This is a genomic window from Pseudomonas syringae group sp. J248-6 (assembly GCF_032586995.1).
Lineage (GTDB): Bacteria > Pseudomonadota > Gammaproteobacteria > Pseudomonadales > Pseudomonadaceae > Aquipseudomonas > Aquipseudomonas amygdali.
Genome location: NZ_JAWHOP010000002.1, coordinates 374,522 through 396,519, shown reverse-complemented (window position 1 = coordinate 396,519; position 21,998 = coordinate 374,522). Strand labels below are relative to the sequence as shown.

21 protein-coding genes and 2 pseudogenes are annotated in these 21,998 nt (G+C 59.1%); 5 read left to right on the top strand and 18 right to left on the bottom strand.

Annotated elements, in window-relative coordinates:
- Positions 1–43 precede the first annotated feature (43 nt).
- Genes RYC17_RS03885 through RYC17_RS03855 form a run of 7 tightly spaced genes read right to left on the bottom strand, consistent with a single transcriptional unit; the run spans position 44 to position 4,647 of the window.
- Entirely contained in the window at positions 44–1,372 is a 1,329-nt protein-coding gene (locus RYC17_RS03885; protein ID WP_005743516.1) for a FliI/YscN family ATPase, read from the bottom strand.
- Positions 1,369–1,962 carry a FliH/SctL family protein gene (locus tag RYC17_RS03880; protein ID WP_122281368.1) on the bottom strand — a complete coding sequence of 198 codons (594 nt, stop codon included), beginning with the start codon at positions 1,960–1,962 and terminating at the stop codon, positions 1,369–1,371. The genes RYC17_RS03885 and RYC17_RS03880 overlap by 4 nt, the downstream gene beginning before the upstream one ends.
- Positions 1,955–2,575, bottom strand: a complete 621-nt coding sequence (locus tag RYC17_RS03875) for a type III secretion protein (RefSeq protein WP_122281369.1) — start codon at positions 2,573–2,575, stop codon at positions 1,955–1,957. Before RYC17_RS03875 ends, RYC17_RS03880 begins: the two co-directional genes overlap by 8 nt.
- Positions 2,572–3,351: a type III secretion system inner membrane ring lipoprotein SctJ gene (gene sctJ, locus RYC17_RS03870; protein WP_057412399.1), complete on the bottom strand. Its 780-nt coding sequence runs from the start codon at positions 3,349–3,351 to the stop codon at positions 2,572–2,574. The genes RYC17_RS03875 and sctJ overlap by 4 nt, the downstream gene beginning before the upstream one ends.
- Before the next feature lie 3 nt (positions 3,352–3,354).
- Positions 3,355–3,786, bottom strand: coding sequence for a hypothetical protein (locus tag RYC17_RS03865; RefSeq protein ID WP_058407503.1), 432 nt, complete (start codon positions 3,784–3,786; stop codon positions 3,355–3,357).
- A 9-nt stretch (positions 3,787–3,795) separates the two neighbouring features.
- Positions 3,796–4,014: a hypothetical protein gene (locus RYC17_RS03860; RefSeq protein WP_002553572.1), complete on the bottom strand. Its 219-nt coding sequence runs from the start codon at positions 4,012–4,014 to the stop codon at positions 3,796–3,798.
- A gap of 21 nt (positions 4,015–4,035) precedes the next feature.
- The gene (locus tag RYC17_RS03855) at positions 4,036–4,647 is read right to left on the bottom strand and encodes a type III secretion protein (protein WP_230018469.1); all 612 of its coding nucleotides are present in this window, start codon (positions 4,645–4,647) and stop codon (positions 4,036–4,038) included.
- A gap of 151 nt (positions 4,648–4,798) precedes the next feature.
- On the opposite strand from RYC17_RS03855, the gene RYC17_RS03850 reads away from it, so the two are divergent.
- A complete protein-coding gene (locus RYC17_RS03850; protein WP_230018468.1) occupies positions 4,799–5,581 on the top strand; it encodes a tetratricopeptide repeat protein in 783 nt (260 codons plus the stop codon).
- Between the two features lie 2 nt (positions 5,582–5,583).
- On the opposite strand, the gene RYC17_RS03845 is transcribed toward RYC17_RS03850, so the two are convergent.
- The 7 genes from RYC17_RS03845 to RYC17_RS03815 form a co-directional block, all read right to left on the bottom strand.
- Positions 5,584–6,000 (bottom strand): hypothetical protein, encoded by a 417-nt coding sequence (locus RYC17_RS03845; RefSeq protein ID WP_054072669.1) that lies wholly within the window; start codon positions 5,998–6,000, stop codon positions 5,584–5,586.
- A 12-nt stretch (positions 6,001–6,012) separates the two neighbouring features.
- Positions 6,013–7,326 carry a type II and III secretion system protein family protein gene (locus tag RYC17_RS03840; protein ID WP_230018466.1) on the bottom strand — a complete coding sequence of 438 codons (1,314 nt, stop codon included), beginning with the start codon at positions 7,324–7,326 and terminating at the stop codon, positions 6,013–6,015.
- Complete coding sequence (gene sctV / locus RYC17_RS03835) at positions 7,323–9,506, bottom strand: type III secretion system export apparatus subunit SctV (protein ID WP_316902544.1); 2,184 nt, start codon at positions 9,504–9,506, stop codon at positions 7,323–7,325. Before sctV ends, RYC17_RS03840 begins: the two co-directional genes overlap by 4 nt.
- On the bottom strand, positions 9,503–9,841 hold the full coding sequence (locus RYC17_RS03830) for a tetratricopeptide repeat protein (protein WP_316902543.1): 339 nt from the start codon (positions 9,839–9,841) through the stop codon (positions 9,503–9,505). Before RYC17_RS03830 ends, sctV begins: the two co-directional genes overlap by 4 nt.
- A complete protein-coding gene (locus RYC17_RS03825; protein WP_004660832.1) occupies positions 9,838–10,197 on the bottom strand; it encodes a hypothetical protein in 360 nt (119 codons plus the stop codon). Before RYC17_RS03825 ends, RYC17_RS03830 begins: the two co-directional genes overlap by 4 nt.
- On the bottom strand, positions 10,194–11,132 hold the full coding sequence (locus RYC17_RS03820) for an FHA domain-containing protein (RefSeq protein WP_316902542.1): 939 nt from the start codon (positions 11,130–11,132) through the stop codon (positions 10,194–10,196). Before RYC17_RS03820 ends, RYC17_RS03825 begins: the two co-directional genes overlap by 4 nt.
- Before the next feature lie 122 nt (positions 11,133–11,254).
- Positions 11,255–11,416, bottom strand: a complete 162-nt coding sequence (locus RYC17_RS03815) for a hypothetical protein (RefSeq protein ID WP_003377029.1) — start codon at positions 11,414–11,416, stop codon at positions 11,255–11,257.
- Between the two features lie 551 nt (positions 11,417–11,967).
- Between RYC17_RS03815 and RYC17_RS03810 the strand changes: the two genes are divergently transcribed.
- A complete protein-coding gene (locus RYC17_RS03810; protein WP_316902541.1) occupies positions 11,968–15,462 on the top strand; it encodes a hypothetical protein in 3,495 nt (1,164 codons plus the stop codon).
- Positions 15,463–15,512: 50 nt separating this feature from the next.
- Here RYC17_RS03810 and RYC17_RS03805 read toward each other — a convergent pair whose 3' ends face one another.
- Entirely contained in the window at positions 15,513–16,373 is an 861-nt protein-coding gene (locus RYC17_RS03805; RefSeq protein WP_410478448.1) for a CAP domain-containing protein, read from the bottom strand.
- A 232-nt stretch (positions 16,374–16,605) separates the two neighbouring features.
- On the opposite strand from RYC17_RS03805, the pseudogene RYC17_RS03800 reads away from it, so the two are divergent.
- Positions 16,606–17,922 (top strand): annotated as a pseudogene (locus RYC17_RS03800) (APC family permease).
- 44 nt (positions 17,923–17,966) lie between these two features.
- Here RYC17_RS03800 and RYC17_RS03795 read toward each other — a convergent pair.
- Positions 17,967–18,542: a nitroreductase family protein gene (locus RYC17_RS03795; protein ID WP_316902539.1), complete on the bottom strand. Its 576-nt coding sequence runs from the start codon at positions 18,540–18,542 to the stop codon at positions 17,967–17,969.
- Between the two features lie 6 nt (positions 18,543–18,548).
- Here RYC17_RS03795 and RYC17_RS03790 point away from each other — a divergent pair.
- Positions 18,549–18,761 (top strand): annotated as a pseudogene (locus tag RYC17_RS03790) (ATP-binding protein); the annotation flags it as partial.
- A gap of 264 nt (positions 18,762–19,025) precedes the next feature.
- Positions 19,026–19,268: a hypothetical protein gene (locus tag RYC17_RS03785; RefSeq protein WP_057403681.1), complete on the top strand. Its 243-nt coding sequence runs from the start codon at positions 19,026–19,028 to the stop codon at positions 19,266–19,268.
- A gap of 185 nt (positions 19,269–19,453) precedes the next feature.
- Here RYC17_RS03785 and araH read toward each other — a convergent pair whose 3' ends face one another.
- Both araH and araG read right to left on the bottom strand, forming a co-directional pair.
- Positions 19,454–20,419 carry an L-arabinose ABC transporter permease AraH gene (araH, locus tag RYC17_RS03780; RefSeq protein WP_004664988.1) on the bottom strand — a complete coding sequence of 322 codons (966 nt, stop codon included), beginning with the start codon at positions 20,417–20,419 and terminating at the stop codon, positions 19,454–19,456.
- 41 nt (positions 20,420–20,460) lie between these two features.
- Positions 20,461–21,984 (bottom strand): L-arabinose ABC transporter ATP-binding protein AraG, encoded by a 1,524-nt coding sequence (gene araG, locus RYC17_RS03775; RefSeq protein WP_316902538.1) that lies wholly within the window; start codon positions 21,982–21,984, stop codon positions 20,461–20,463.
- Between the last annotated feature and the right edge of the window lie 14 nt (positions 21,985–21,998).

The window sequence follows — 21,998 nt, the reverse complement described above, 5'->3', positions numbered from 1 at the left end:
GTCGAGTCGTAGAGCGAATCAGGAGCCGAATCGAAAAACGGGCTCATGCCAGCACCTTGCGCAGGCGAGCCAGAGTTTGCGCAAGGCTGTCATGTTCGGAGGGCGGCTGACGCAGAAATGCCTCAATCGGCGAATGGCGGGCGATGGCCTCGTCGGCTATCGGGTCACTGCCAGCCGCGTACTCACCCACCTGAATCAACAGTTCGATTTCCTGACGACGGGCAATCAACTCACGCAGCCGTGATGCCAGTTGCCTGTGTTCGGCAGTCGCAATGTGGTCCATCAAGCGGCTGCGACTGCGTAAAACATCGATTGCCGGAAAGTGATCGCGCTGCGCCAGTTCGGCGCTCAGCACGATATGGCCATCAAGAATTGAGCGAGTCTCCTCGGCCACCGGGTCCATGGCCGCATCACCTTCGGTCAACACGGTGTAAAGCGCCGTGATGCTGCCCTGCGGGCCAGGGCCGGCGCGCTCCAGCAGGCGCGGCAATGCCGAGAAAAAAGAAGGCGGATAACCGCGCCGGGTCGGCGGCTCCCCCACTGCCAGACCAATTTCGCGCTGGGCACGGGCAAAACGGGTCAGGCTGTCCATCAACAAGAGCACATTGCGCCCCTGATCACGGTGATACTCAGCCAGAGTGGTCGCTACGTAAGCCGCCCTGACCCGCTCGGCGGCAGGCCGGTCAGAGGTGGCAACCACCGCCACGGTACGTGCCCGGGCCGTGGCATCAAGTTGCCCTTCAAGCAGTTCGCGTACTTCACGGCCACGCTCGCCGATCAGCCCGATGACGATCACGTCGGCATCGCTATTGCGAACGATACTCGCCAACAAGGAAGACTTGCCCACCCCCGGCTCACCGAAAATACCCATGCGTTGCCCCTGGCCAAGGGTCAGCAGGCTGTCGATAGCTCGTATGCCCAATGACAGTGGCTTGACGATTCGCTGGCGGCTGAAGGGCGCCGGAGGTTCTGCATGCAATGGATAATGCTGCATCCCGAGCGTGGCAGTCGGCGCAGGTCCGTCGAGAAACTCGCCCATAGGGCTGATCACACGACCCAGCAAGGCATCGCCAACCTGCACGCCGAGCGCCTGGCCTGTGGCGATGATCTGGGTGCGCGTCGAAAGGCCCTCCATCGAGCCGATAGGCGACAGGATCGCGTCATCTTCATCGAAGCCGATAACTTCCGCCGACAGCTCTCGGCCGTTACCCGGATCGCGCAGCACACATAACTCTCCAATGCCTACGCCGGCGACGCTGGCGCGCAGCAACACGCCACGAATACTGCGCAGCGTCCCACGCATGGGCCTGGGCTGGGCGAATTGCAAGCGCAAACCGAGGTTGGGCAGCAGCGTCGTCAGGGCCTCAGTCATCGCGAATCACCTTCTGCCAGCGGCAACAGCGCACGGCGCAGATTATCCAGCTGGGCCTCCAGCCCGAGCTCCACGGACCCCGCCGGGCCATCCAGCCGCGCCTGCCCTGCATCAAGCTGATCATCGCCTTCGATACTCAGCGAATGCAGGGGCAGCGGCGCGTGGGCCAGGTGCTGGCGCAGACCTTCGACTTCAGCGCCGGGCACATGCAGAGTCAACGCCTGATCCTGACGAAACGCTGCCAACGCGTGCGCAGTACAGCGCAACAGCCGCTCGCGCTCGTCAATCTCTCCCAGTACCTGTCGGGCGATACCCAGTGCCAGTTCAGCCAGCGAGGTTTCCAGCCCGGCAAGGTAGCGGTCGACATCGACGCTGGTCTGTGCCAGCAATGCAGCGGCCCGTTCGGCGCCCTCCTGTCTGGCATGCTCGAAGCCTTCGGCGCGAGCCTGTTCGAGCCATTGCGCGCTGTTTTCCCGCACGCAACGTGCCTCTTCATGTGCGGCTTCGATGAAGGCAAATCCGTCGATCCAGCGAGCGGCGTCCGCAGCACGCAACACCCGGGAGCCTGGTCGTGTTGGCAGATCACTCATGGCTGCTGATCTCCGTCAGGTGTCGAGCAACGGTTTGCACCACCGTCACCTGTTTTGCATCATCTTGTGCAGCGTGCACAGGTTCAGCCAGCCGCAGCCGCAACCAGGCCTGCAGTTGTGCAGGACAGGACTGCAGCCAGGCGGCCACACAGGCAGCGCCATCGCGATCGATGGCCTGGAGCAACTCGGCAGGTGCACGCAATAGATTGGCCGCACCGGCCAGATGCCGATGAGTGAGGGCCAGCGAGAATGTGTCGTTACCCAGCAGACGACGGTACTCGCTGACCACTTCGCCACGAATTTCCTGACTCAGCGTTGCCGCGTGCCAGACCGCACCACACAGGCGTGGCAAATGCGAAAAATCGCTTTCGCTCAGCAGCAGTACAGCCAGATCCTGTTCCGCAGGCAGGTCCAGCTGCGCCAGCGGCTGTAGCTTGAAATGTCCGGTCAGCAATTGTTCAAGGCGTGCGGTAAAGCGCGGTGAAGCGCGTAACGCTGCAAGTCGGGCCGCATCAACGTCACGTTCAAGGCATTCGGCCAGACAGCGCTCGCGGACAAAGACCAAGGGACGTTCGGCCAGTGCGTGCCACTGGCTGGTCAGCGCCGTGTTCATGACGCTTCACTCAACACGTATGAGCCCTCGCCCCGGCGTCGCTGCCAGAACTGTCGGCCCAGCAGTCCGGCAAGCACCAACGCAACCAGCAGCAGAGTGCCAAACAGCCAGCGTGCCGCTGGCAGGTCATCTTCAAGCATCCACAGGCCCAGAAAACTGCCCAACTGCGGCTGGGCACTGGCCTTGTCGGGAATGACTGCTTTGATCGCCGTGACTGAAACACCGTCGTAGCCCAGACCGGAGATACCGTTGGCAACCAGCGTCTTGATCTGCGGGATCAGCACATTGATGTCGGTTCGCGGGTCAAAACGGACCAGCACCGATGCCGAGGACGGCGAAATCACCCGTTTGAGTAAATCATTGTCAGGCAGCACGACATGCACCCGCGCGGACAGAATGCCATCGATCTGCGAAACGGTATGGGACAGCTCCTCGCTCAGCGCATACACCATCTGCGCGCGCTCCTGCACCGGCGAGGACACCAGGCCATTGCCTTTGAAAATCTCTCCCATATTGGAAAAGCTCTGCCCTGGCAGGCCTGCGTCGTCCAACGCCGCCATCGCCTGGGCAAAGCGCTTTTCGTCGACCATCACCTTGAGCTGACCGTTGTCCTGAACCTTGCGTGACGCCGGGATGCCATCACGCAACAGCACCGCCAGCATGGCGTTGGCCTCACGCTCGCCGAGGTTGGTGTAAAGATCGATATCGCAGGCCTGCAACAGGCTGGCAAGCGTTGCCACTATCAACAGGCGCAAAACACGGCGGCGTTTGGACATGGTTCATTGACCTTTTAGAAGGGTGTTGGCAGAACCGGATATCTGGGTTGCCCCGCGTACCACCATCTGGGTTTCGATGGAGTAATCGAACATCCGTCCAAGCGACTGGACGATGCGATCGACCTGCGGCTCACCTACCTTGCCCGGCGCCTGAGCAGCGCTGCTGGCTGGGCTCGGAGCATGATTGGCGGACTGCAGCGCATTACCCTGGGTCAGCGCATCGGCCCGCTCTGAGAACTGCCGCGAGCGGTCAATAAAACCATCCAGTCGCTCCATCAGGTTGCTACCGATCTGATGCGGGCTGGCGCCCTGCGGCATGCCTTTGGAAGTCTCGGCCATGTGTTCGAAGAGGTTCTGGGAAGCCTGCGGAACCCCGCCTCCTCCCGGCGAAGGCAAGGCAGCCGCCGCCGGTGATGCAGCTGGATTGACGGTCATGGTCGGAACCTATTCAGAGTCGTCGTCAGATTGGGCTTCGTTGAGCATTTCCTGAGCGCGCGGCATGATAATGAACTGCCCGCCAATGGTGACCGCCTGGGTAATCAGGGCATCGTTGAACTCACTGTCGCTGGCAGCCTGCTCGGCGTTTTCGACGGCGGCGTTGAAGCGCGATTCCTGACTGGAAACATTGATGTCTACATTGCTGTCTACGGCGTTGATGGACATGGGTAGTGCTCCTTCTTCGGTTTACTGACGGTCGGTAGCGACTTGAGTGACGACACCGCCACGAAACACCCGCACGCCGCGTTCACGCACTACAGGCGCGATTTCGGCGGCAGGTTGACGATCCACATGGTGCTGAATCTGCGCCAGCCAGGCTGGCGGCCCTGAAACAAAAAGGCTGTCGCTATCGGGGCTGACGCGGCTGGACATCGGCTGGCCGGACACTTCCAGCCGCGCCATATAACGCTGCAACTCTTCAAGCCGCGGCCCTTGCAGGTCGAACACACGGGTGGCGACCTCATCGGCACCGGCGATGTGCAGTACGTTGCCGTCGAAGTACCAGCTCAGTTGATTCGCATCGCACAAGCGGGTGAGAAACTCACCGGCATCCTCGCCACGTACCGTGCCTCTTGCGTTGCCCCGGACCTTCTCGGAAAACACCACGATCAGGCCAAGGTGCTGACCGAACTCAGTCAGCGCACCGCGAATATCCTGGTCGACCAGCACGTAGGCGTAAGGCTCTGAGAACCAGTCTGGCTGACGTTCCGAGGCGGCCTTAAGCACACCGGATAACAGGCACAGCAGGATCAGCATCAGCAATTTTGAAACTGGCGGGTCAGCCCTGAAGTGCTTCATGACGCCCTCCGTGACAATGCGACGGCCGCTGGCAGACAGGCTTCAGAAAACGGTCGCTATTCAGCGCAGGGGCTATAAAATGGCGCTCGTCCTCAAAGGCTGTCGATGGCTGAAACGCCTCGCCCCGCCCCCTTTCACAAGAGCCCTGCCCATGCCACCTCGTTCCGTCCCCACGTTGTTGTTGCTCGGCTGCCTGAGTCTGGCGGCGTGTTCGACTCAGCCCAAATCCGACGCCAGCTACGAGCGCTTCATGCAACTGGCCGCCGACCTGGAGAAACGCGGCGACTCGACGACGGCAGCGTCGTTCTACCAGCGCGCCACGCAGCAGCCCGAAGCGGGTGTCGAGGCGTGGCGCAAACTCGGTGCAGCCCTGCTCGTCAGCAACGACACGCGTGGCGCAGAGCGTGCTTATCAACGGGCGCTTGAGCTGAAAGCCGACGACCCGGATGCGCTGCTGGGCCTGGGTACTGCGCAGTTGCGTCAGGGCAAGCTGGAACGCGCAATCGCTGCGCTGACCCAGGCCGCCAATGCGTTGCAGCAGCCACAGGCCTGGAACCGTCTGGGCATCGCGCACATTCTGAGTGGTCAGGCCGACGCCGCTCAAAGCGCCTTCGGCACCAGCCTGCGCCTGGCCCCGAACGACCTCGACACCCGATGTAATCTGGCTCTGGCATACGCTCTGGGCGATGACGACCAAAAGGCCCTGGAGACCATCCGCAGCGTCAGCCAGTCGCCCCTTGCGCAACCCCGGCATCAACGCAACCAGCTGCTGGTCATGGTCCTGGCCGGAAAAGAGAAAGATCTCAAAAACATGACCTTCGACGACATCCCCAAGGCCGAACGCGGCAAGCTGATCGCCGAAGCCCGGCGCGTCAAGGCCATACCGGACCGCACCGAGCAGGCTCGTGAACTGGGGCTGATTGACGCTAACTGAGGTCATCGGGCCTCCTGTGTGTCGGTGCTGGCCTGTTGCTCCGCCTGACGCCGACGCAGCTCTTCGCGGTCATACCCGTCGATGTAAACCTGCGCGGCGCGCCCGACCGGTGCAGCCATGACAGGCCCGGTGTTACGGCCGTGCATGACATCTGCGCGCTGCTCGACCATTTGCAGCAGAATCAGGTTGCTGGCACAGCCCGGCGGCAACAACGGCTGAAAATCCTCACCTACTCCGATCTCGTCCTGTGCAGCTGGTTGCACACAGGCCTGGGGCACCAGCTCCACACGGCCATCGGCACGGGTGATCGCCGCATAATCCGGTGAATAGCTCACTGGGTCGAGGTGGGTCTTGCAGCCTGCCAGCAGACATAAAAGCATCAGAACCGGCGGGCGTGACATAGCGCAGATAAGGTTCATGGCCATTCCCTTTCAGTTCATGTAAAAGCCGAATGCGCCACCACTGCGCGGACCTGCCGACGCGGTACTGGCGGCGCGCTGTTTGTCCAGCGGCGTCGCCACCACGCGATCCTTGACCGGCTCGACCAGATATGGAGTGATCAGAATCACCAGTTCGGTTTCGTTGCGCTGAAAGCGCTTGGAGCGGAACAGATTGCCCAGAATCGGCATGTCGCCCAGCATCGGCACCTTGTCCATGTCCTGGCTGCTTTCACGCTGGAACAGCCCGGCGATGGCAAACGTCTGACCACTGCCGACTTCCACACGAGTGTCGGCACGTCGTACCCTGAACGACGGCACCTGATAGCCGTTAACGTCCAGTGTGGTGGTACTCATCAGGCTGCTGACCTCGGGACGCACCTGCAACGCAATGCGCCCGTTGGGCAGCAGCGTCGGGCTGAACAGCAACGACACGCCGTAAGGCTTGTATTCGATACCGACCACTTCACGGTTGACCGGCACCGGCACCGCCACTTCACCGCCAGCCAGAAAGCTCGCAGTCTGCCCGGTCATGGCGGTAATGTTCGGCTCGGCCAGAACTTCGAGCACACCGTTGCTTTGCAGCGCCTCCAGCATCGCGTCGATGTTGACATTGCCCGACGCAAGCCCGGCGCTGATCACGTTCGACGCGCCGCCCGCTGCATCGGCGGCCAAAGCGCCCCCCGTCAGCAGACCGAATGAAAAAGTGCCGTTATTGAACAAGGCATTCCAGTTCACGCCATAGCGCAACAGCTCGGAGCGCGAGACTTCGGCGAAACGCACGCGGATATTCACCTGGGCCGACCCTGCGTAAGTGGCACTGTTTACCGTCGACTGAAAGTTCTGCCCCTCGGTGCTCAGCAAGGCATTAAGATCGGTTGCTTCACCGACATCCTGCACGGAGCCACTGGCAATCACCCGGCTGCCGGAGGCATTGATCCGCGCCTGACTCTGCGGGTGCAACGCCTTGAGCGGGCGTGTCACAGCAGCAGTGCCGCTGCTTACCGCCAGACTCAACGCAGCGGTCTCCCGGCCCCCACTGTCCAGGGCAATCAGACTGGTCTGCCCTGCGGCCTTGCCGAACACGTATATGACGCCGGGTGACACCACCTGCAAGTCGGCAATACCCGGCTCGGCCACCATCACCGAGTCCACGGGGGCTGAAAAATGCAGAACGCGGCCTTCACCGATGGCCAGATCGACTGTGCCTTTGGCTCCTTTGGCAATGTTTTCGGCAAACGAACCTGTGGCCATGAGCAACGCGCCCACACCCACGAGAAACATCCGGATTACGCTTACTGAGGTCATGAGGCAGTCGCCAGAGGAGTGGCAGCACCGGCCCTGGATGCCGGGCGTGCAAGGACATCGGTCAGGCTGACAGTGCCGACCGCTTGAAGGTTGTATTCACTGGCTAGCTCGCGAAAAGACAGAACCGCCAGTTGCAGCTCGCCGCGCACGATGAGACGGCGCATGCACCGACGCAGCTCCGAATGCACAAGCAACACCGTCGAATCATGTTCCGGCAGCATGTCGCACAGGCGACGCAGCTGTACCAGTACGGTCCGGCCGATGTCATCGGGCAGCGAATCACGACTCTTTTCCTGGCGAGCCAGCGTGGCGCGCAGTTGTTCTTCGAGCGCAGGTGCCAGTACAAAGGCGCTGATCACCCGGTTGCGATCGGCATACTGATGACTGATCTGCCGCGCAAGTCCTGCGCGCAGATGCTCGGTCAGTCTGCCCGCGTCAGATTCAATACTGCCCCACTCCACCATCGACTCCAGCAGGCCGCGACGATTGCGTATCGATACCCCTTCAGAGACCAGCAAACGCAAGGCCTCTGCGATACGCTGCAGCGGTAGAATGCGCAGCACTTCCTTGATCAGCTCACCGTACTTACCCTCAAGCTGTTCCAGCATCAGGCGGGTTTCCTGAATACCCAGAAAGTCGGCGGCATAACGGCGCAACATACGGTCCAGTACTTCGCGCAACACTTCATCGGCGAACAGAAAACCAATACCGGCATCCTGCAAACGTTCCGCATGCTCACGCCCTGCCCAGCGGCCGGGACGGGAACCGATCGGCGAAGGCGCTTCAAAGATTTCGACAGAAACCAGTTGTGCATGCACCGGATCGTCCTGCAGCAGAAGCGCCTTGCCGCTGAATTCGCCCTCACTGACGGGTACACCTTCAAGCTCGACCTGAAAGCCATCGACTGGCAGGCTGCGGTCCAGATAAACCTCGGGCAGCGGCACCTCGACACCCAGATCGATGCGAATGTCGTGACACAACGCTTCGATACGCTGACGCAGGGGCTGCAACGGGGCGGCCTCAGCCAGTCCGGTTCCGATACTCAACAGCACCTGGCTATCGCGTGGCCGCTCGGCGCTTTCCAAGGCATCTTCCGCAGCACCGTTCGAAGCCCCGGAAGCGCCAGAGGAAGCACCGGGCTCGGCCATCGTTTCATACTCTGGCAGCTCGTCCTTGACCAGTGACCGGGCAGCACGACGATCCCGGCGCCAGAGCACAAACGCACTGCCGCCCAGTACGGCGGCCAGACCGACAAACACCAGCAATGGAAACCCCGGCAGCATGCCTACGCCCAGCAGGATCAGCGCAGTCAGACCCAGCGCACGATGGCTGGCGCTCAGTTGCCTGACAATCTCGGTGCCCAGGTCACGCTCTTCGCCGTCGCTGTTGACGCGGGTCACCACGGTCCCTGCGGCTACAGAAATCAACAGTGCCGGGATCTGCGCGATGAGGCCGTCACCGACGGTCAGTAACGAATAGACATGCGCGGCTTCGGCGAACGGCATACCGCGCTGGACCATGCCGATCATCATGCCGCCCAGCAGGTTGACGAACAGAATCACCAACCCGGCAATGGCATCACCCTTGACGAACTTCATGGCGCCGTCCATGGCTCCGAACATCTGGCTTTCACGCTCCAGGCGTGAACGACGACGTCTGGCCTCGAACTGGTCGATGTCACCGTTGCGCAAGTCGTTATCAATGCTCATCTGCTTGCCGGGCATCGCATCCAGGGTGAAACGCGCAGCGACTTCGGCGACCCGCTCAGCGCCTTTGGTAATGACCACGAACTGGGCAACCGTAATGATCAGAAATACGACCAGCCCCACAACGACCTGACCGGCAATCACGAAATCACCGAACGCCTTGACGATATGACCGGCATTGCCGTCCAGCAGAATCAGGCGAGTGGTGGTGATCGAGAGCGACAAACGAAACAGCGTGCTGAGCAGGATCAGCGGCGGCAGCGCGGAAAACTCCACCGAGTGGTTGATGTAGAACGCGACGATGAGAATCAGCAGGCTCAGGGCGATGTTGACTCCAATCAGCGCGTCCACCAGATAGGTCGGCATCGGAATGATCATCATTGCGATAGCCATCAGCATGAACGCAACGATGATCACATCTGTGCGTTTAGACGCAGTTACCGCCAAGCGATTCAGAGCATTCATGAGGGTCATTGCGCAGCCCTCCGGGCTTCCAGGTAGCGTCTGAAGCAATGCCGCGCGTCGTCCTTGCGGCCGGCCTTCCACAACGCGCGGCTACGCAACAGAAGCAGCGCGGCGCTCTCGCCTTGCTGCTCGACCAGCCTGTCCAGTGCCGCAATGGCCCGGTCGGTGTCTCCGCTGTCGGTGAACGCCAGCACCAGGCTGTGCAGCAGCGCGCTGTTCGTCGGTGCCAGCTGTATCGCAATCAGCAACATCACCAGTGCACGTTGTGGCTGGCCGCTGCGCCGGTACAGATCACCCATTCCATGGAGCAACTCTATGCATTCGCGATCCTGACTGATGCTCATGACTGCACCTCGGCGCGCTGCTGTTCCAATAGCAGCCGCATGTCGATTTCTTCACGAATCACGTCTTCGGCGAGCTCGCGGATCTCCGGTTCGGCGTCCAGTGCCGGTAACACTTCGTCCAGCACATAGCGCAGTACTTGTAGCGAACGGGCCGTACCAAAAAGCTGCGCATTGACACCAGAAGCCTGCCCGGTCTGCTCCAGCTCGCCACGCAACGAACGACGAACCTTGCGCTCGCGCTGATCAAGCAGCGCTTCGAAACGGGTTCCCTGACGCGGCTGCGCCGGAGCAACGCGCTCGACTGCGGGCAAAGAATCGGCTGAAGGCGGCGCTACGGGCCGCAGATCGACTTTCATAAAGTGAAGGCAAACCTTTCATCACCGCGCACAAGACGGACCTGATTGCCCTCAATGCTCTCCAGCCTCCAGTTGTCAGGTAACAGTGCGCCGGGATAAACACGCTTGCCATGCTCATCGATCACGTAGGGATTGCGACCGAACCACACCGCCTGAAAGCGCACGCGAGGTGCCGCAAACGCCGCGCTTGCCTGCACGTTGGGCGTCAAGACAATATGCTGGCCAAACCGAGTGTCAAAGGCCTGTTGAATCTGCAGCCAGCTGCTTTTTTGGGCAGCGGGAAAAGCGCCCTCGACACTGAGCTGCCCGCCCTGTTCCTCAACCCGCAATTGCGTGAGCCTGGCGTCCTGCAACGCGCCCTCGAGCCAGCTTCTAGCCTGGCTAAGTGTAGGGGCGTTCTTGCCGGGCACTGACGAACCAGGGACGGGATCTGCAATGGAGTGCCGGGCCGACTCGGCAGGTGCACGAAAGGCAAATGCAGTGGCACATGTCACCAGCAACAAAAGTGCAGCCAGTGCTGGCCATTTAAGCAGCACCAGGCGGCGGGACACAGCGGGGATGGCTCGGGCACTTCGTGTGCTGCGCAAGCACAACCTGCTCTGTCCGACCAGCAACTCGACAGGCAAGGAGATTCGTTGACCGTGGCCGACGTTGACAACCCGACGTTGGCCAAGGCTATCGAAAACCGTCACATCGCCGCCCAAGGCTTCTATTGCGACGTATTCAACGGAGAATCGCAGACGAACATGTTGCTCGGCCACATCAGCATCGCCCAGCACAAGGTCGGCCGGGGCGGCACTGCCAATCACATAGACAGGATTGTCCAGGAGCAGCGAAACGCCCTGATGCAAACCATGAAGAATTTCGAGCCGGGCTACGCCGCTTTCTTGCACAGAAGCGTCGGGCGTTCCGCTCAATGAGATCAAGGCTGTCATGATCGAGTCACCACCGTGTGATCTACCGGAAACGGCATGTCAAAGCCGGGCAAAACTGTCGATCGGAAGAATTTCGATGCGCAGTGAATGCAGGCAGCTGTAGCGCTGCCTGCATGACAACGTCAGTTCTGTGGACGTTGCTTGGTAGCATCCAGCTCTGCTTTCTTGGCAGTGGAGATTTCAGTGATCTTGGCCGATTTCTCGATAGCCATATCAAAGGTCGCCGACATTTTTTCGATTGCTGCGTCTGAATTGCCGGAGCTTACGGGTGGAGTCGAACTCATGTTGTTTCTCCTTGCTTCGAGTAGGGATCTATCTGCGGATTAACAACCGGCTCAAGAACAGGTCAATGTGCCATTACACAACAGCAATGCAGAGACACTACGCTATTTGCCGCGTTGCCAATTAATAGTAATCAGCGAAACTTGTTCGATGCTGTGAAACGTTGTGAAATCAGATTTCACAACAAATTAATACCGCAAACCAACAGTGATATCAAAGTGATATTTATTTCTGGTTTATTTCTGGTGATATTAATTTTTTATGTACCACGAGACGGGGCTCCAACGTTTACGGGGTGTTCGCCAGGGCCTTTATTATTTATCGACGCGTGTGAATTGTTGTGAAAAGAGATTACCGATCCGCCACTTCACTTGTCGGAATGATAGTGTCGGCCCATAAGCCCTGTTCTTTTGATTTGAAAACGAGACGCCGTTCAAACTATTCACGCGAATAAAGAGTTCGTCGTTGAACACAGGGTTTCGTTTGCCTCGCGGCACTCAGTTATTGAGTCGCCTGCTCCACGTCCAGCGGTTAACAACAGGAGTTATATGCTATGTCGACGTCCACGATCAGCCCGGCGCCTGGCCCTCTTCCGCCCCCCGCACCGGGCGCGAATGCCCGAACGCGATTCAACCAGGTGCTGCAGACCAGCAACCGCAATGGCGGCCAATACCGGCCGGCGGGCGCAGACGAAAAGGCACCTGCGCTGGGCAGTTACGCATCGATAGAAAAGCCCGGCACTGTGGCGGCTGACACCGTGCGCTACGTCACCCAGGAAGGCGATCAGGTACTGGTAAGCAAATCCACCAGCCCGGAGCTCTATCGTCAGGTCGTCGAAGACCAACCCCGAGTGGCAGGCTTCAGGGCCAGTGTGGCTGCTGGCTACTCCCCGGCCAAGGCTGATGCTGCCGCGCCAGCGACGCTGAGCGGCTATGCCCGTATCGGAGCACCGGACGAAATGGGGCCGGGGCTGATTCGCTATGAAGCCGCCGATGGCAGCAAGGTCATCGTTTCGCAGCAACAGAACCCGGAACTCTTCAAACAGGTGGCGTCGGATTTCAAATCGCTATCCGGCGTAGGCAGCAGTCAGCGGGAAGGCTACAGGGTGGCAGGTGCGGACGAAAAGCCGCCGGAAAACATTGCAGGCTTTGCAGTGGTCGGCCCGGTGGATGAAGTCGGGCCAGGCGTGATGCGTTATGTCGACCGTGACGGCAATAAAATCGTCGTGGCCAAGAGCGACAATCCTGAGCTGTACAGTGCGGCCAAAGACGCTTTCAATACCCTGACCGGGCTGAACACGAGCGAAGCGCAAGGTTATCGCAGGGCGGGTGACAACGAAGTATGGCCACCCGTATTCGGCACCACCGTCGGCCCGTTGAATGAGGTCGGCCCGGACACTATCCGTTACGAGCACAACGGAGAGAAGGTCGTGGTCACCCGTGACGACAATCCGAAGTTGTTCGATTATCTGGCAGCGCTGCAAACCATAGTGTCGGACCCGCAAAAAAGAACTGCGATGGAAACAGCAGTCAACGAAGGGCAGATTCTTGCTGACCGCAACACCCCCATTCCCAGCTTGAACGACATTACACAGTTCACTTGGGTGTCTGGCCAGGAAGGAAGCCAGATCAGCTATCAGAATCAGAGCGGTGAGCGGATTGTCGTCACTGAAGCCTTGACCCCTGAACTATTCGACAAAGTAACCACCCTCCATGACGCCTGGAACAAGATCAACAGCAGCCGGGAAGAAGGTTACACGTTGGCTGAGCCTCATGACTTTTTGAAGAATCAGGACATAACCATCGGTTCACCGGACGAATTGGGCGCGGGTCTGATTCGTTTCGAGAACAGCGATGGCAAGTTCATCGTCTCCAGGGATGCCAGCCCGCAGTTGTACGATGATGTGGTGGAAAAATGGAATGAGCTGGGCACCGGCAATATTGGTGAAACCCGCAGTCGACATAACCTGTCGCCCGTTTCAGAGCTGGATCTGATGGGGCAGAAAACCGGCGTGAAAGCCGATAAGGATGATGAGAATTCCGAAGAGCTGAACGTCGGCGAACTGGCGACCAAGGAACTGCTCGACCAATACCGCGACGGTGTGAACAAAGGGGATATTGCCAAGGATGACCCACGCGCAAAACTGGTCAGGGCAATCGAGGCGCAGGCTGCTTATGACAACGGTCGCGGCCTGACCGGTTATGAAGAGGCCAAAGGCGCCTTCGGCGGCACCTGGCGCGAATTCGACAGCAAACAGACCCAACTCAGTTCGGCCGACATGCACGACATCATTGATGGCGGCAAGCTGCAAGAACAACTGACCACACTGTTCTCTGATCCGACCGTGCAGCAGGACTACCAGAGCAAGATGACCGATGCACTGGGCAAAGTGCCCAACAAGGACGAAATCAAGCAGAAGCTGCTCGACCTCACCGCCAATCCCGATTACGTACTTTACCTCAAGGACCTGAAAAAGCAGGGCCTTGGCCAGGAGGCGCAGAAAGACCTGAGCGACACCCTGTCCTCACTTGCTCTGGTCGATCCAGAAGGTGCCAGCAAGGCGGCACAGTCTATTCAGGCCGATGGTTTGACCAGCGATCTCAACGATCTGGTCGCCGACCCGTCGAAGATAAGCGACGAGAATAACGCCCTCGCCACCAAGGACCTGTTCGGTCTGCTCAAGGCAGAGCTCAAGGGCTTTCTGGTCGATATGCCGCGCTTCCTGCAGCCCACCTTCGAGAAATTCCTTCAGGAAGGTGTCGTTGGCAACGCCAAGCCGGCAGACATCGCCAAAGCGCTCAAGGAGGTCGGTGATGCCTATCAGAAAAACGGCAAGGTCAGCGAAGCAGACATCAAGACAGCCCTTTCCAAACCCTACATTCCGGTCGCTGATCGCGGCAAACTGGGCGAAATCTTCAATACGCTCAATAGCAAAGGCGTCATGGGCTCCGTTGCAGCAGGCGTGTCGCTGTTCTCGGCGATTTATCAACTGGTCGGCAACGGCGGCAAGCTAGGCGAGACACCGATTCAGCGCCTGGGCATTGCCAAGGACTTTCTGAGCTTTGCCGGTGGTGCCAGCCATTTTGTACGTCTGGCTGATCAGGTTGGCGACCTGATGGGCAAAGGCGGCCTGGTGGACATGCTGGGGCTGGACAAGACGTTACCGGAGATCTGGGGCAAGGAAAGCTTTGGCAAGGCCAAGGAAGTCAGGGTCAGCGGCATTTCCGCAAGCAAACTGAGCGAGATCCGCACCGCACTGGATGCGACTGATGAATATCGGCTCAATTCGACGCTGGGCGACATGGCTGGCGGTGCAGAAGCGGAACGCCAGGCCATGGGCGGCATCACCCAGCGGCTGGATGATGCCGTGCAGGCTTCAGGGGCCAAGCTGCCCTCTGGAACTGCCAATAAAATCGCAGGCTCGGTCGTCAAAGTGCTGGGGCCTGCAACGGATCTGGCTGGTGGTTTTGCCGATATCGTACTGGGTGCATTCACCATCAAGGACGGCGTGAAGTCAGGTGACAAGCTGGCTCAGGCCGCAGGCGGCCTGCAAATTGCCGGCGGTGCCTTCGGCGCGTCAGCCGGCGTACTGGGAACCGCGGCGCTGGTGGGTGCAGGCGGCGCGGCGGCCACCGCGCTGGCCGGGCCATTCTTCCTCGTCGGCGTTGTGATTGCTGTCGTCGGCGGGATCATTGGCTATTTCGTCGACCATAACAAAAAGCAGAAAGCATCCGAAAAGGAAAACGACTGGTATCGCGATCTGGCGGCAGACGGTTTGCTGCAGTCCGACTGGGGCGACAAGGTCGAATATGCACACTACTCGATCCACCACTATCGCGAACGCGAAGCGCCTGAAGACGACAGCCTGTTCCGCTTCCAGAGTGCCGAGTGGAAGCATTTCGACGAAACGCCGCAGGAAGGCGGCTCTTCCACCAACCGCCTTGATGACACGTTACACGTTGAATACGGCGAGCCACACAAATCGCCGGATCAACAGAAGCGTGACGAATTGAGAGAAGCACCGCGCTGGAGCGGCTCGAAGGTCTGAGCCATTCATGCATGTTCGACAAGCCGCCGTTCAGGCGGCTTTTCGGTTGATCAGGGAGCGCCGAACAGCATTGTCCAGTACACACCGTAATCCGCGTTGGTAGCCGTCGCGTAGGCCGCGCCGACCTCGGTAAACATCGGGTTCATCAGGTTGGCGCAATGTCCCGGGCTGGCCAGCCAGCTGGCCATTGCCTTGCTGACGGTGCTCTGCCCTGCTGCGATGTTTTCACCGATCTGCCGTCCGCCGTAACCTGCTGCACGGGCGCGATCTGCCGGTGAGTCGTTATCAAAGCCGCGATGCGTGAAGTAATTCTCGCTGGCCATCGACTGGCTGTGCCCCTGTGCAGCCATTTCCAGGGTCGTGTTCCAGCTCAGCGGTCTGGCCGAAGGAAACGGCTGCTTGCCACACATGCGCGGCTTGGCACGCGCGGCATTGACCTGCGCCAGAAGTATGCGGCCAGCCGAACGTGCATCTTCCAGGCTTTCGTCGATCAACGGTTTTGCCAATACCACACGCCAATCGCCCCGCTCGCGAGTGATACCGATGTCGGCGTATTGCGGGTCAAGCAAAGCGCCGCAATAGCGTTTTTCGAGCATGCCGAACGCTTCACCGGCGCCCTGAGCGCCAGCAAGTCGTATGGTCCGGACGGTGACCGCCTGATAACCGGATGCCTTGAGCGCATCGCGTGAACTTCCAGCGAAATTGATCGGCAACGCTACGCTGGCGTTGAGCGTCAGCGCTCTGGAGATTTTTGTCATCCGTGCTTCGCAGCGCTGAGGTTGCCCACGAAAATCGTTGATGGCCTGGACCAGCTGTCGCTCGTCACTGGCACTGGCATGGCTGGCGTACATGGGCAGCAGAAGCACTAAGTACAGGCACATGCGCCAGAAATAACGGTGCGATTCAGGCATGAAGACAGACTCGAAAAGTAAAAGGCATGCCATGAATTTCAAGGCCCGGATAAGACCCTGAAAAAACCTCTTGGTTCATGCTGCACTTTCAAATGCAGGGGGTTATTCAAATACCTGTTCCGGCAAAAAACACCGCTGATCCGGGCCTTTTGCGATCACGTTGAATTTACCCTCACCCTTACGATCTTCCCTTACACAACTCTTATACCTGCCGAGAAAGGATTCTTTCACCATGGCCACTCCTCCCGAAACTCCATCGCTGCGCCGGGCAATCACGGCGCCGATGCTGACACTGTTCATCCTCGGTGACGTGCTGGGGGCCGGCGTCTATGCATTGGCAGGCACTATCGCCGGACGTGTCGGCGGAGCCATCTGGGCACCCCTGCTGATTGCCCTGTGCTTCGCCTTGCTGACCGCTGCGTCCTATGCGGAACTGGTGACCAAATACCCTCGTGCGGGCGGTGCAGCGGTGTATGCCGAAAAAGCCTTCGGCAAACCGCTGCTGTCGTTTCTGGTCGGCTTTTCGATGGTGGCGGCAGGCGTCACCAGTGCTGCCGGGCTGGCAGTCGCGTTTGCCGGCGACTACTTCCAGGCGTTGGTAAGCTGGCCCGCGCAGTGGGTATGTGTGGGCTTTCTGGTGATTGTCGCGCTGTTGAATGCGCGTGGCATCAAGGAGTCGTTGTCGGCCAATCTGGTAATGACCCTGATTGAGCTGAGCGGGCTGGCGATGGTGATTGCGGCCGCAGTCTGGTTCGTCAGTCAGGGCAATGGTGTGCCGCAACGTGTATTCGAACTGGACACGAACTCACCGGCCACCGCGATTCTTGCCGCATCGTTGCTGGCATTTTATTCATTTGTGGGCTTTGAGACGTCTGCCAACCTGGCCGAAGAGATCAAGGATGTGCGTAGGGTTTATCCACGGGCGCTGTTCGGTGCCTTGCTTATTGCAGGCGTGGTTTACATGCTGGTCGGCGTGGGCGCGGCCATGGTGCTGCCCGTCGAACAGTTGAAGGCTTCGCAGGCCCCGTTGATGGACGTGGTCAGTGCGTCGGGGCTGGGGATACCTGCCCCATGGTTCGCGGTGATCGCGCTGATTGCGGTTGCCAATGGCGCACTGCTGACCATGATCATGGCCAGCAGACTGACCTTCGGGATGGCTCGTGAAGGGCTGTTGCCCGCTGTGATGGGCTCGGTTCTGCCTCAACGGCGCACACCCGGCGTGGCCATTTTCGCAACAACAGTGGTTGCCATCGCGCTGTCGTTTACCAGCACCCTGACGACGCTCGCTGAAACCGTGGTGCTGTTGCTGCTGTTCGTGTTTCTCAGCGTCAATATTGCGGTTCTGGTGCTAAAGCGCGACAAGGTCGACGCCGGCCATTTTCAGGTTCATTGGGTGATTCCGCTATTGGCGATCCTTTCCTGCCTGCTTTTGCTGACCCAGTAAGGCCCTGAAACCTGGCTGCGTGCCGGCATGATGCTCGCTGTCGGAGCCGCGCTTTATGGGCTCACCCGGCTAGGCAACTCAGTGCTGGTTTCACACCCACGCTGAACGGCATTTATGATGCATGCCACGCGCGTGATTAAGGCTCTACTTCAGTGTGTAACGACGATGTCTGAAATCGGATTGCGCCACCGCTCTTCGATTCTCGCATCGTCTGCTCGATAGCCAAGAGCGATAACCAGCGGTATGACGGCACCACGTGGCAGCTTGAGAAGTTTGGCAACTTTCGCACCTGAAAATCCTTCCATCGGGCACGTATCGATGCCCTTCGCGGCTGCGCCAAGCATGATGGTTTGAGCTGCGAAGATGGCATTGCGTGCCGCCCATTGCCGACCGCCGATATGGCCGATGGGGAGTAGCGAGAGGGTCGGTCGGATCAGCGCTGCAAGCGCAACGATCGGCGACCATAAAACAGAAGATCCCACTCCGAGAATCTTCTTGAACATACCTATCTGCTTGCGGTAATAGGCCTTTGAATCTGTTCCCAACACAGACGAACCTTCAACGTGGGCAAGGTGTACGTTGGCTGTGCGCAACCCCAGCGCAGGGCTCGCCACTATCACGATGAGCTCGGCCGCTGATGCTGCAGCTTTCTGGCCGTTGCAAGCGACCGCCAAATTCGCTTTGAGCCCAGGATCGCGGACCCAGTGCAGTTGATAAGGCTGCATGTTCCCGCTGGAGGGGGCTTCGACACTGCGCAGGCGTCCCTCCACTACCTGTCTCTGCTGAGAAACTCGACCAGAGCGGGCACCGGGAAAGGCCTGGGGCTTTTTCTGGTGCGGCGCATCTGCGAACGATTTCGGTGGACGCTGACCCTGGAGTCGATGCCGACGCTAGGCACCAGAGCGGAGCTGGATTTCCGGACTCGGCTAGTGCAGTACCGGTAAATTCGACAGCAAGCCTCTATAACTTCAGCGTCATGAATGGCATGAGAAACATCATGAGATTAACGGTGCGACACTATTAATAAGCACGCTAAGTTAAATTTTTTTCACAGGCAAAAAAACAGCCTTACCGTCATAAAAAAAATAGACATTATTCACGTGGCCAACAACCTGCTATTCAGCAACTTTAATGCAGTTATTTGTAGCCACCCCATCATTAAGCCACGCAGAGAAAACATCATGAACCGAGTAACAGCAAAGTCCGCATTGAAAGCTCTCGTTGTGACAACCATTGCAATCATCGGCCTGCAGGGCACGGCATTTGCCGCCACCGGTATACAAACCGCACCAGCTGTCGATGGCAAACACGCGCTCGTGCAAGAGGCCGGCAAGACTGAAGCCACCCGCACCACATCTGCACCACTGCAAGTAGCGACGAGGCTGAAAAACGGCTTCCGTATCAACAACGCCTGTGACGATACCGGCCTCCCTTGCCCGCCTCGCGGCTAAAAGCACCGGTTAAAAACAGCCGCAAAGTAGTCACTTTGCGGCTGCACTGTTATAGAACAATACCGTTGTTACCTGTCCACTCTGCAAGTGATCAGCCCCCTGAACTCAGCCGCTACTTGCATCTCGATCCATGTCGCTCATGCCCTCGCGACTAAACAGCAACGCCATAACAGCGGCCAACAGGTTCAGCGACGTTTCAGTCGGTCAATGATCACCGCCAGCAACAGAATCGTGCCGCGAATCACGTATTGGTAGAACGTATCGATATTCTTCAGGTTCATTGCATTCTCGATGATCGCCAGAATCAGCACACCAGCGATTACATGGCGGATCATGCCGATGCCGCCGCTCAGCGAAACACCGCCCAGTACGCAAGCCGAGATGATGGTCAGCTCGAAACCCTGACCGATCATTGGCTGCCCCGAGGTCATACGCGAAGCCAGCACCACGCCAGCCAGTGCCCCGACAAGCCCGTGAACCGCGAAGATGATGATCTTGGTGCGATCAACATGCACACCCGCCAGCAATGCAGCTTCCTGGTTGCCACCGATGGCCATGGTGTTGCGCCCGTAGGTGGTGTAGTTGAGCAACCAGCCGAAGAATATGAAGCAGGCGATGGTGATCAGGATCGGCACTGGCACGCCATATATCTGGCCGTTGCCGAAGATGAAGAAATCCTCGTTGGAGACGCCGACGGCCTTGCCGTTGGAGAAGATATACGCAAGGCCGCGCACGATCTGCATGGTCGCCAGAGTCGTGATCAGGGCATTGATGCGCAGCTTGGCAATCACGATGCCATTGATCAGGCCAACCACCAGCCCCAGCGCCAGCGCGGCAGAAACACCGAGAAACACGCTGTCGGTGTCGCGGATAACAATCCCGGCGATCACCCCGGAACAGGCCAGCACCGAACCGACCGACAGGTCGAAGTGCCCGGACGCCAGACAGAAGAGCATGGTGCAGGCAGCAATGCCTACGGTGGAAATCGCAAGGCCTAGCCCCCGCATGTTCAGCGGTGACATGAAGTTGTCGATGAACACGGCGCACAGCAGGAAGATTCCCACGGCAGCCAGGAGCATCACCCAGTCATCGGCAAAACGACGCAGGTTCATGCCCTGACGGGGAGCCTGCAGGCTGGATTCGGTAGACATATGCACCTCTTTCTTATTGTTCATGGTCAGGGGACCGGTTATCAGCTGCGCGTACGAGGCAGAGCCAATTGCAGGAGTCGCGATTCATCAGCCTCATCGCGGTTGAGTTCACCGGTGATCGCGCCTTCGCTCATCACCAGAATGCGGTCGGAAATACCCATGACTTCCATCAGGTCACTGGACACCACGATGACCGCAATCCCGTCGGCGGCCAGGTCGTGAATGATCTCGTAGATCTCGGACTTGGCACCGACGTCTATCCCGCGGGTGGGCTCGTCCAGCAACAGGACCTTCATCGGCATCGACAGCCAGCGACCGAGAATCGCCTTCTGCTGATTGCCGCCGGAGAGGAACATGATCTGTTGCTCGGGCGATGGTGTCTTGACGTTCATCGACTTGATCTGGCTGCGCGCGTTTTCGCGCTCCCAGCGGCCCTGGATCAGGCAGCCAAGATTTACATGCCGGGGTCGTGCACCGATGTTGATGTTCTCCGCGACGCTGGACAGCGGCACGATACCTTCCTTTTTGCGGTCCTCCGGGCAGAGCAGAATGCCCGCTTCGATCGAGTCACGCGGGGACTTGAGCGTCAATGGCTTGCCGTCCAGCTGCAACGTGCCTGCCGTGCTGCGTGTCAGACCCGACAGCAGACGGAACAGCTCGGTACGCCCGGCGCCCACCAGCCCAAAGAACCCCAGCACTTCACCCTTCTCTACGGCAAAACTCACCGGTTCGTGCAACCCCGGCCCCAGTAACCCGGTCACTCGCAGGCTGGGCCCTTGATGCTGACGCGGACGGTAGTTGTAGATGTCCTGAATATCCCGGCCGACCATGCAGGTCACCAGCCGGTCATGATCCAGATCGGCCATCTGCTCGAAGGTTTTTACAAACCGACCGTCCTTGAATACCGTTACGGCATCACAGACACGGAAGATTTCTTCCATGCGATGGGATACGTAAAGAATCACCCGCCCCTCGTCGCGCAGCCGCACGATGATCGCCATCAACCGGTCAATTTCACGTGCCGACAGGCTGCTGGTGGGTTCGTCAAAGGCGATGACGTGCGCATTGCGTGACATGGCCTTGGCGATTTCCACCAATTGCCGCTGGCCCAGTGAAAGATCACCCAGGCGAGTGCGCGGGTCGATTTCGTCAGCCAGGCCTTTGAGCAACTCGCCTGCCCGACGGTACATCGCGCCACGATTGATCAAACCGAAACGATTGGGCATGTGCCCAAGCAGCAGGTTCTCGGCGACAGTCATTTCCGGCACCAGATGCAACTCCTGGTGAATCACCGCCACACCCGCCGCAATGCTCTCGGCGGTGGATTTGAACTGGTAGCTCTGCTCACCGATCTGCAAGGTGCCGCTATTGGGCTGATAAGAGCCGCCGAGGATTTTCAGCAGCGTGGATTTACCGGCACCGTTCTCTCCCATCAAGGCGTGAACACTGCCGGGGCGCGCTTCGAAACTGATGTCCGAAAGCGCCTTTACGCCGGGGAAAACCTTGCCGATGCCATTGAAGCGCAAGGCACCGTTTATGGATGTTTGCTCGATAGCCTGTGGCATGAAACCAACCTCCT

Bases quoted from the DNA above. Each gene is read 5' to 3' on its own strand.
- araG (WP_316902538.1), bottom strand. From the start codon at position 21,984: ATGCCACAGGCTATCGAGCAAACATCCATAAACGGTGCCTTGCGCTTC.
- sctJ (WP_057412399.1), bottom strand. From the start codon at position 3,351: ATGTCCAAACGCCGCCGTGTTTTGCGCCTGTTGATAGTGGCAACGCTT.
- RYC17_RS03810 (WP_316902541.1), top strand. From the start codon at position 11,968: ATGTCGACGTCCACGATCAGCCCGGCGCCTGGCCCTCTTCCGCCCCCC.
- RYC17_RS03880 (WP_122281368.1), bottom strand. From the start codon at position 1,962: ATGAGTGATCTGCCAACACGACCAGGCTCCCGGGTGTTGCGTGCTGCG.
- RYC17_RS03875 (WP_122281369.1), bottom strand. From the start codon at position 2,575: ATGAACACGGCGCTGACCAGCCAGTGGCACGCACTGGCCGAACGTCCC.
- RYC17_RS03815 (WP_003377029.1), bottom strand. From the start codon at position 11,416: ATGAGTTCGACTCCACCCGTAAGCTCCGGCAATTCAGACGCAGCAATC.
- RYC17_RS03850 (WP_230018468.1), top strand. From the start codon at position 4,799: ATGCCACCTCGTTCCGTCCCCACGTTGTTGTTGCTCGGCTGCCTGAGT.
- RYC17_RS03825 (WP_004660832.1), bottom strand. From the start codon at position 10,197: ATGAAAGTCGATCTGCGGCCCGTAGCGCCGCCTTCAGCCGATTCTTTG.
- RYC17_RS03885 (WP_005743516.1), bottom strand. From the start codon at position 1,372: ATGACTGAGGCCCTGACGACGCTGCTGCCCAACCTCGGTTTGCGCTTG.
- RYC17_RS03805 (WP_410478448.1), bottom strand. From the start codon at position 16,373: ATGCCTGAATCGCACCGTTATTTCTGGCGCATGTGCCTGTACTTAGTG.
- RYC17_RS03845 (WP_054072669.1), bottom strand. From the start codon at position 6,000: ATGAACCTTATCTGCGCTATGTCACGCCCGCCGGTTCTGATGCTTTTA.
- RYC17_RS03855 (WP_230018469.1), bottom strand. From the start codon at position 4,647: ATGAAGCACTTCAGGGCTGACCCGCCAGTTTCAAAATTGCTGATGCTG.
- RYC17_RS03820 (WP_316902542.1), bottom strand. From the start codon at position 11,132: ATGACAGCCTTGATCTCATTGAGCGGAACGCCCGACGCTTCTGTGCAA.
- RYC17_RS03795 (WP_316902539.1), bottom strand. From the start codon at position 18,542: ATGCAGCCTTATCAACTGCACTGGGTCCGCGATCCTGGGCTCAAAGCG.
- RYC17_RS03860 (WP_002553572.1), bottom strand. From the start codon at position 4,014: ATGTCCATCAACGCCGTAGACAGCAATGTAGACATCAATGTTTCCAGT.
- RYC17_RS03840 (WP_230018466.1), bottom strand. From the start codon at position 7,326: ATGACCTCAGTAAGCGTAATCCGGATGTTTCTCGTGGGTGTGGGCGCG.
- araH (WP_004664988.1), bottom strand. From the start codon at position 20,419: ATGTCTACCGAATCCAGCCTGCAGGCTCCCCGTCAGGGCATGAACCTG.
- RYC17_RS03865 (WP_058407503.1), bottom strand. From the start codon at position 3,786: ATGACCGTCAATCCAGCTGCATCACCGGCGGCGGCTGCCTTGCCTTCG.
- RYC17_RS03830 (WP_316902543.1), bottom strand. From the start codon at position 9,841: ATGAGCATCAGTCAGGATCGCGAATGCATAGAGTTGCTCCATGGAATG.
- sctV (WP_316902544.1), bottom strand. From the start codon at position 9,506: ATGACCCTCATGAATGCTCTGAATCGCTTGGCGGTAACTGCGTCTAAA.